This window comes from Bartonella sp. ML69XJBT, assembly GCF_028618515.1.
Classification (GTDB): Bacteria; Pseudomonadota; Alphaproteobacteria; order Rhizobiales; family Rhizobiaceae; genus Bartonella.
In genome coordinates this window covers 1-7644 of record NZ_JAQITB010000052.1, presented here as the reverse complement: position 1 = coordinate 7644, position 7644 = coordinate 1, and the positions used below count along the sequence as shown (strand labels likewise).

Genomic DNA, 7644 nt, shown 5'->3' with positions numbered 1-7644 from the left:
CATGCGCTGTAGAAATGGTAATTCCACGAGCGCGTTCCTCTGGCGCTGCATCAATTTGGTCATAGGCTTTAAATTCACCAAAATATTTCGTAATCGCTGCTGTCAAAGAGGTCTTCCCATGATCAACATGACCAATCGTTCCTATATTAACATGCGGTTTCGTGCGTTCAAACTTGCTCTTTGCCATCGTTATTAATCTCTTGTTCTGTTCTCTTGTTTTATTGCACCTAAAAACAGTCCTGTAGAACTGAAGTAAACCGGATTACTATCTCAGCCCAACCATTACAACCCCTAAGATGAATAACCCACCCCACTTATGATCGAGAGGATATTTCTATTATACTCACGAGCCTCATCATTAGCAACTGTTTGGAGCGGGTAGCGGGAATCGAACCCGCGTATTCAGCTTGGAAGGCTGCTGCTCTACCATTGAGCTATACCCGCATAACCTACACATACCAACTCTCCTTCGATGAATGGTGGAGGGGGTTGGATTCGAACCAACGTAGCATACGCAACGGATTTACAGTCCGCCCCCTTTAACCACTCGGGCACCCCTCCATTCCATCGGCAAGTTGCGCGATAAGACATCACGACAACCAAAATTTGACACCATTCAATTCAAATAGGTTGCGGGGCGGTTATGACGATTACGAGCGTCTCTGTCAACAGAATAAATACAATTCTGTACAAATTTCCTGCTAATAATTTTTAAATCACAACTTTTTTCTATCTATTTTTCTCCTTTAAACGCTATAAAGAAGCTATGAAACAAAAAATATCGAAAAATTCTCATTATGCTCGTTTACGTCGCCAATATCGCGATGCAAAGGGCTTCTCTTCTCGATCTACCATACGACCAAAAAAAGAAGCGGCTCCCTTGCAACAAGGAACAATTCGTCTTTATGGTATCCACGCTGTTCAATCCGCTTTAAAAAATCCAAAAAGAGTTTTTAGCTCTCTCTATGCTACAGCTAATGCCTTAAAACGATTAAATATATCCGAATCACAATTACCTTGTCCTGTTACATTATACACCCCCAAACAACTCGATACCCTCGTAGGAAGCGATGCAGTTCATCAAGGTGTTGTTGTAGAAACTATGCCCCTCAAACCATGTCAATTGTCTGAATTAACCAACACCGATCTTGTCGTTGTAATGGATCAAATTACTGATCCCCATAATGTTGGTGCTATTATGCGCTCTGCAGTTGCCTTTAAAGCTGGTGCACTTATCACAACTTGTCGCCACTCCCCCCAAGAAAGTGGCGTTCTTGCTAAAGCCGCCTCTGGAGCTTTGGAGCTCATTCACTATATCACCGTACGAAACCTCGCCGAAGCGATTCAAGAACTCCATAATGCAGGATTTATCAGCTTTGGTCTTGATTCCGAAGGTGAATATTCTCTAGAAACTGCATTAACTGGGGGAAAAATTGCTCTTATTTTAGGCGCAGAGGGAAAAGGTTTACGCAAAAAAACACGTGAAACCGTCTACGCATTAACACGTCTTGATATGCCTGGGAATATTAAATCATTAAATGTTTCAAACGCTGCAACAATAGCGCTTTACGCAGCTCATAAATATCTTAGATCGTAGTTTTTAATCTTTTCCACGAAGTATCAAAAAAACCAATCAACAAAAAACCTGAAAAAAAACCGCCAATATGCGCTTCCCATGCGATTTTAACAGCATCTTCTTTAAAGAGAATAGAGGAAATACCTATGATAAAATCAACAATTAACCATATACTGACGAAAACAAGTACCCTTTTTGAACACAAAGCTTTTTTTATAGACAATAAAGGGCTTAAAAATCTTTTATTCTGCACACTACCCCTCAAAGAATTTCGAAAAAAATCGTAACGTACAAAAGCCCCCATCATTCCACATAGTGCACCCGATGCCCCAACCAGCGATATTTCACTCTCTTGGTGAAATACAAAATAAGTCAATACGGCTATAATCGCTGTTAATATCCAAAATATTAAAAAACGTAAACCACCCAAATGTCTTACTAAAGGGGTGCCCAAAACCAAAAGCCAAGCCATATTCATAGCAACATGTTGAAAACTACCATGCATGAATGAATAACTCATCATCGTATGGCAAAATGCTAGTGGTTCAGCCTTAAAGAACACTGGTGTGAATGAAAAAAGCTCAAGGCTTTCAATATAGAGTGAGCGAGAAAAAAATACTGAGGAACAACATAGATACAAAAACAAAATGCAATCAAAACAACTATAATAAATGGGATATTCAATAATGGTTCTTTCGGCTGTTTTGCAAAAAATGATATATCATTATATTGGTGATTACTATCTCTCATTGTATAAAAGCTCATACTCTCTGGTAAATTGATCGTCCTTTGTACAAGATAAATGTATTAATTTTGATAATAGGGCATTTAAAAAATTAACTTTATTTTTCTACTATATCTAAAATACAGATATTGCTGTATAAAAACGCTTGTGTCTTTTACAAAGTATTTTGAAAAAATGAATGTTAAAAATACCATCCATAAAATCACTGCATTATACTCAACCCAAATGGAAATCATTCATTTGACTAAAATCTCTCTCATAGGAATAACATCGTTTTTATTATTCATCTGTTTAATATATTATTCAATCAGAATGAAAAGATTCTATCACCACAGGAAAAAATCTTGTAAATTTACATACGTTTTCTCTGTAGAATAATAATTCTCTATGACTTAGCAATTTAACAGGACATATTTTACAAAAACCATCATAATTGCAAAATAGGCAATCTGCCTTTTAAATTATTTTCCATCACCTTTGAGAATCTAATTCTTGTTTTAAAAATTACATTTAATTGTTTAAGATAAGATTATAAAACAAACAAAACCTTCAATATATCATATATACAAAAGATCATTGAATGGAAAGATTCTGAGAATTCTGTTTACAGTCTTTTAACCAAACATCATAGATAGGATGTTCTACAGCATTTAAGCCAGGACTATCTGCAAACATCCATCCTGTAAAAATACGTCGTACCTTTTTATCTAAGGAGATCTCATTAACTTCAATAAAACCAGTTGTACGAGTAGGCTCGTCTTTGGAACTCGTATAACATGCTCGTGGCGTTACTTGTAAAGCACCGTATTGATAAACTTCACCAAGAGAGACTTCAAAACGTGTCGTCTGTCCAGTAATTTTATCAAGACCAGCAAAAACAGCAATGCCATTGCTCATACGTTCTGCTTCTACTCGACAAATTGTGGAAAAGACCACAACAACGCCCATGAAAAAACAACAAAAAAAACGCCTCAATCCCAACCGTAAAAAAAATCTCATCACATCAAATCAATCACATCTAAAAAATTCTCTTCATAAAATAGTGCAAATAAGAAAAATACACACCTACCAAAACATCTTATTTTTTAGGCGACCACGCATCATAATCTTCACGCACACAAAGGCGCTCACCATTGTAAGGAATAGCTCCCTTTGGACGATAAGCTTCACTTGTCCCTGTCATATTGGCAACATGAGGCTTTTCCCACTCATATGGACGATAATTCTCCTGTGTTGGTGGACACGCACAACGATGATGAATCCAACCATGCCACCCTGGTGGAATGGTAGATGCTTCAGAATAATCTTTATAAATAACCCAACGGCGCAGATAACCATCCTTATGCATTCCCCCCTCATAATAAACATTCCCAAACTGATCTTCGCCTACCCGCCTACCTTTGCGCCACGTGAAAAAGCGTGTGTTTATGGTATTACCACTCCACCATGTAAAGATCTGCTTCAAAAAAATAGCCATCTTCTCGTCCATTTTTAGTATATTTATGGGATTAACTTGTCGTAACACTTAAAATTACGAGATAACTCCATTCGATAAGTGAATTCACATCCCTTAACCATAGAGGTATCATATTTACGGGCTCTCTTCTAGCCCCATAAAACTTAATCTATGCCAAGTTTCATTTTAACCAACTCATTAACAGTTTGAGGATTTGCCTTCCCACCAGTTGTTTTCATAACTTGGCCAACAAACCAACCAGCTAAAGCAGGTTTTTGTTTCGCTTGCGCAACCTTATCAGCATTATTGGCAATAATTTCATCTACAGCTCTCTCTATAGCCTTTGTATCTGTCACCTGCTTCATATTGCGTTCTTCCACAATCTGACGCGGATCACCACCTTCATGCCAAATAATTTCAAAAAGGTCTTTAGCAATTTTTCCAGAAATCGTTCCTTCTTTAATAAGATCAATAATGCTTCCCAGTTGATCTGGTGATATTGGCGTCTCGTTTATCTCACGATTATCTTTATTTAAAGCACCCAAAAGATCATTAATCACCCAATTTGCAACGGTTTTTGCATCACGCCCATGAGCTACTTTTTCAAAATAATCAGCAATGGACTTTTCTGTGACAAGAATAGAGGCATCATATGCGGTCAATCCCATCACCTTGATAAAACGTGCTTTTATATCATCAGGCAATTCAGGCAACTCAGCTGCCAAAGAATCTACAAACGCTTGATCAAATTCCAACGGTAAAAGATCAGGATCAGGAAAATAACGATAGTCATGCGCTTCTTCCTTTGAACGCATAGATCGCGTCTCACCTTTCGTTGCATCAAAAAGTCGCGTTTCTTGATCTATGACACCACCATCTTCTAAAATGGCAATTTGACGACGTGCTTCATACTCAATTGCTTGGCCAATAAAGCGGATAGAATTCACATTTTTTATTTCACAGCGTGTTCCAAAACTTTCACCAGGACGACGAACAGACACATTAACATCTGCACGCATAGACCCTTCATCCATATTACCATCGCACGTTCCTAAATAACGAACAATCGTGCGCAATTTTGTCATATAGGACTTGGCCTCATCTGCTGAGCGCATATCTGGTTTAGAGACAATCTCCATAAGAGCAACACCAGCACGGTTAAGATCTACAAAAGACATCGTTGGATGCTGATCATGCATCGACTTTCCTGCATCTTGTTCAAGGTGCAACCGTTCAATCCCAATTTCAACATCTTCAAACTGACCATGCGAATCTGGACCAACAGATATGATAATCTTTCCCTCACCTACAATCGGATAACGAAATTGTGAAATTTGATACCCTTGTGGTAAATCTGGATAAAAGTAATTCTTACGATCAAAAACAGATTTCAAATTAATATGCGCCCTTAATCCTAAGCCTGTTCGAACTGCTTGACGAACACATTCCTGATTAAGAACAGGCAACATACCAGGCATAGCAGCATCAATAAGTGATACATGATTGTTTGGCTCTGCACCAAATTTGGTTGATGCACCTGAAAAAAGTTTTGAATCTGAAATAATTTGCGCATGAACTTCCATGCCAATGATAACTTCCCAATTACCTGTAACTCCAGAAATAAAACGTTTAGAATCAGGAGTGCGCGTATCAACGATGCTCATTGCTCATCCATTATCAATATTTTTCAAATATATCTGATGGCTAATCTAAAACCATATCAAGTGCAAGTCTAGAATAGAAATCTTATAAAAAAGCCCGATTTTATCGGGCTTGTTCTGTTCGTAAAATGTTAACTCTTTTTAGGTGTCTTTTTCTTAGCTGAAGCTTTTTCTACAGCTTTTTCTTTCACCGCAGTTTTTTTCTTTGTCGGCTTTTTTTCAGTTAAATCTAACTCATCATATTCCTTCATCAACTCTTCAACTGTTACTTCTTTATCTATGACTCTTATCCTTGCCAGCAAATGATCAATAACTTTTTCTTCAAAAATTGGGGCGCGCAGATTTGCAACAGCTTCTGGAGTATTACGGAAAAAATCCATAATTTCTTTTTCTTGTCCAGGATATTGACGAACTTGGTCAAAAACTGCCGCTTTTAATTCATCTTCACTTACATTAATACCAACATTCATACCAATTTCAGAAAGTACCAAACCAAGACGAACACGACGCTGTGCAAGCACACGATATTCCTCTCGTGCTTGCTCCTCTGTCACACCTTCATCTTCGAAACTGCGTCCAGCCTTTTTTAAATCGTCATTAACTTGAGCCCATATATTGTTAAATTCAATTTCTAAAAGTCCTTCAGGAATCTCAAAATCATAATCAGCATCTAAAGCATCCAGAATCTGACGCTTAACTTTTTGACGTGTCATTGAACCGTATTGGCTTTCAATTTGCCCACGAACAACTTCACGCAAACGTTCCAAAGATTCTAAACCAACCTTTTGTGCTGCTTCATCATCAATTTTTAATTCATCCGATTGGGAAACTGCTTTAACGGTGATATCAAATTCCGCATCCTTACCAGCTAAATGTACTGCACTGTAATTTTCAGGAAATTTCACAGAAATTGTTTTCGTATCGCCTGCTTTTACACCAACCAATTGCTCTTCAAAACCAGGAATAAATTGCTTTGATCCCAGAATCAATTGTGCATCATTATCTGCTCCACCTTCAAATGGAACTCCCTTGAGCTTACCAAGATAATCTATTGTAACACGATCACCTTCTTCAGCAACACCATCTTTTGGTGAATAATTACGTGTAGAAGAAAGCACACGTTTCACTTGATCATCAATCTCTTGTTCAGGAATAGTTGCGATTTCACGAGTAATTTCAATATGCTCAAAGCCCTTAATTTCAAACTTTGGCAAAACTTCATATTTTAAACTAAAAACAAAATCAGCTGTACCATCAAGAATTTTTTCATCTTCATCCATATCAATTTGTGGCTGCATCGCCGAACGTTCACCACGATCAGCTAAAATAGAACGGGGCGCATCGCTAACAATCTCATTGAGAATTTCCGCCATAAAAGACTTACCATACATCTTCCGTAGGTATCCAGCAGGCACCTTACCGGGACGAAAACCATTAAGCTTGATTTTATCCTTGGTATGATCCAACCGTTCATTTAATTTTTCTTCTAAATCTCTCGCCGGAACCACGATCTTAATTTCGCGCTTCAGTCCTTCATTAAGCGTCTCGGTAACCTGCATTAAACAACCTTCATTCTTCTTAAGGAAAGGAATAATCCTCTCTGATAACAACCACATTCTAACACTTGAGTGTTAAATCAACATGAAGCGGAATTCTAGACACATAGATACCTATAGTGCTCAAAAAATTCCTTTGGTGCGGATGGAGAGAGCCATTTAATAATAATTCCTTACTATTTTTCAATAAGTTAATAAAATTATTAAAAAATAAAACCACCTTTTAAACCACCTAGCATATAGAATCCACAACGCTATCAAATAACATCATCATCTATATATTGCAATTGTGAATCAGCACTTCTTTTCGAGGTGTTTTTTTTGCCGTACCTGCTGTCCAAAGGGTTTCAACTTCTAAAAAGTCAAAATCTTTAAAGATCTCTCTAACAGCATCACAATCATTCAGACTCAAGACAAATTTGCCTTCGACACCTTTGAGAATTTTTGCCATACTCTCAAAATCATTTTCATCAAAGTTTCCAGAACTGTAATACTTTTTCTTCAGAAAATATGGTGGGTCTAAATAAAACAAACTATCAGGTGCATCAAATAGCTCCACAACCCGCTCCCACGATAAGTTTAAGATAGTTGTATCTAGAAGCTTCTGTCTAACACGTCGCATTCTTGATAAAAGCTTCTCGGGATTAAAA

8 protein-coding genes, 2 tRNA genes and 1 pseudogene are annotated in these 7644 nt (G+C 37.5%); 2 read left to right on the top strand and 9 right to left on the bottom strand.

Annotated elements, in window-relative coordinates:
* From PVV68_RS09235 to PVV68_RS09225, 3 genes are all read right to left on the bottom strand, one after another.
* The coding region (locus PVV68_RS09235) for a GTP-binding protein (protein WP_273720848.1) at positions 1-187 on the bottom strand (187 nt) is incomplete at its 3' end.
* Between the two features lie 183 nt (positions 188-370).
* A tRNA-Gly gene (locus PVV68_RS09230) sits at positions 371-444 on the bottom strand.
* 33 nt (positions 445-477) lie between these two features.
* Positions 478-561 (bottom strand) — tRNA-Tyr (locus PVV68_RS09225).
* A 205-nt stretch (positions 562-766) separates the two neighbouring features.
* Between PVV68_RS09225 and PVV68_RS09220 the strand changes: the two genes are divergently transcribed.
* Positions 767-1597 (top strand): RNA methyltransferase, encoded by an 831-nt coding sequence (locus PVV68_RS09220; RefSeq protein ID WP_273720847.1) that lies wholly within the window; start codon positions 767-769, stop codon positions 1595-1597.
* Here PVV68_RS09220 and PVV68_RS09215 read toward each other — a convergent pair.
* The 4 genes and pseudogenes from PVV68_RS09215 to gatB form a co-directional block, all read right to left on the bottom strand.
* Positions 1587-2326, bottom strand: a pseudogene (locus PVV68_RS09215) (rhomboid family intramembrane serine protease). The gene PVV68_RS09220 and the pseudogene PVV68_RS09215 overlap by 11 nt on opposite strands.
* Before the next feature lie 568 nt (positions 2327-2894).
* The gene (locus PVV68_RS09210) at positions 2895-3320 is read right to left on the bottom strand and encodes a DUF2155 domain-containing protein (RefSeq protein WP_273720850.1); all 426 of its coding nucleotides are present in this window, start codon (positions 3318-3320) and stop codon (positions 2895-2897) included.
* 79 nt (positions 3321-3399) lie between these two features.
* Positions 3400-3798: an NADH:ubiquinone oxidoreductase subunit NDUFA12 gene (locus PVV68_RS09205; protein WP_273720846.1), complete on the bottom strand. Its 399-nt coding sequence runs from the start codon at positions 3796-3798 to the stop codon at positions 3400-3402.
* A gap of 143 nt (positions 3799-3941) precedes the next feature.
* On the bottom strand, positions 3942-5441 hold the full coding sequence (gene gatB / locus PVV68_RS09200; protein ID WP_273720845.1) for an Asp-tRNA(Asn)/Glu-tRNA(Gln) amidotransferase subunit GatB: 1500 nt from the start codon (positions 5439-5441) through the stop codon (positions 3942-3944).
* Between gatB and PVV68_RS10760 the strand changes: the two genes are divergently transcribed.
* Positions 5379-5513 carry a hypothetical protein gene (locus PVV68_RS10760; RefSeq protein WP_404978371.1) on the top strand — a complete coding sequence of 45 codons (135 nt, stop codon included), beginning with the start codon at positions 5379-5381 and terminating at the stop codon, positions 5511-5513. The genes gatB and PVV68_RS10760 overlap by 63 nt on opposite strands.
* Before the next feature lie 56 nt (positions 5514-5569).
* On the opposite strand, the gene tig is transcribed toward PVV68_RS10760, so the two are convergent.
* Positions 5570-6997: a trigger factor gene (gene tig, locus PVV68_RS09195; protein ID WP_273720844.1), complete on the bottom strand. Its 1428-nt coding sequence runs from the start codon at positions 6995-6997 to the stop codon at positions 5570-5572.
* 271 nt (positions 6998-7268) lie between these two features.
* Positions 7269-7644, bottom strand: a 376-nt coding sequence (locus PVV68_RS09190; RefSeq protein WP_273782936.1) for a DNA adenine methylase, incomplete at its 5' end; no start/stop codon positions are given.